The 1248-nt window shown below is 61.9% G+C and carries 1 protein-coding gene; it reads left to right on the forward strand.

Annotated features, from left to right (window positions below; translation table 11 throughout):
- Positions 1 to 68: 68 nt before the first annotated feature.
- Positions 69 to 1222, forward strand: a protein-coding gene (locus tag FHS82_RS20860; protein ID WP_166956732.1) for an IS3 family transposase whose coding sequence is annotated in 2 segments (ribosomal slippage) — positions 69 to 315 and positions 315 to 1222 — 1155 coding nt in all. Because the reading frame shifts where the segments join, the coding sequence is not laid out codon by codon here.
- The last annotated feature ends 26 nt before the right edge of the window (positions 1223 to 1248 follow it).

Below are 1248 nucleotides of genomic sequence, written 5' to 3' on the forward strand. Positions count from 1 at the left end.
TGACCTGCCCCCCGGAAGTTCCCTCGCTGTGATGTAGAGTCTGCCCAATCTGAAAAGGAGCAGACGACATGAGGAAAAGCCGTTTCACCGAGGCGCAAATCATCGGGATGCTCAAAGAGCAGGAGGCCGGTTTGCCGACCTCCGAGTTGTGCCGGAAGCACGGGTTGAGCCCCGCGACCTTCTACAAGCTGAAGGCCAAGTATGGCGGGATGGAGCTGTCCGACGCCAAGCGGCTGAAGCAGCTCGAGGACGAGAATGCGAAGCTCAAGCGCCTGCTGGCGGATGCGATGTTGGACAATGTGGTCTTGAAAGACCTCTTGGGAAAGCCCTGAGGACGCCGGTGCAACGGCGGGACGCGGTGCTGCGGGCGCTGAGGGATCATCCGATCTCTCAGCGTCGGGCCTGCGTCCTGATCGGTGTTGATCCGAAGACGGTGCGGCGTGAGAAGCCGCCCGATAACCCGGAAATCCGTGAGGAGATGCACAAGATTGCCGAGAAGCGTCGTCGCTTCGGGTATCGGCGTGTGGGCATCATGCTGGAGCGCAAGGGCATGATCATGAACGAGAAGAAGCTCTACCGGATTTATCGCGAAGAGGGGCTGTCAGTGCGACGCCGTCGTGGCCGCAAACGGGCGCGCGGCAGTCGAACCCCGATGCCGGTGCCGCTGCGCCCGAACCAGCGCTGGTCTCTGGACTTTTTGTCCGACACGTTCGGGGCCTGCCGCAAGTTCCGCATCCTGGCCGTGAATGACGATTGCTGCCGCGAGAACTTGGCGCTGATTGCCGACACGAGCATCTCGGGGGCTCGGGTGGCGCGGGAACTGGATGCGCTGGTCAGGATTTACGGCAAGCCCGCTTGCATCGTCAGCGACAACGGAACCGAGTTCACCAGCAAGGCCATCCTGAAGTGGGCCAACGAGAACGGCGTCGAATGGCACTACATCGACCCGGGCAAGCCGCAGCAGAACGGCTACATCGAAAGCTTCAACGGCAGCCTGCGGGACGAATGCTTAAATGAGGACATCTTCGATAGTCTGGCCGATGCCCGCCGCAAACTGGCCCTCTGGCGCTACGACTACAACAACGTCAGGCCGCATTCCTCGCTGGGCAACAAGACCCCGGCAGAAGCGCGCCGGGCGCTTGAGCAATCTGAGGGCTCCGCGCCCGGCGCGCTTGCCCAACCCGAAACCGACCACTATCAAACCCAAGGACTCTCGTTATGAACGAGGGACGACCGGGGGGCAGGTCA

The sequence above is a fragment of the Pseudochelatococcus lubricantis genome (assembly GCF_011762225.1).
GTDB lineage: Bacteria > Pseudomonadota > Alphaproteobacteria > Rhizobiales > Beijerinckiaceae > Pseudochelatococcus > Pseudochelatococcus lubricantis.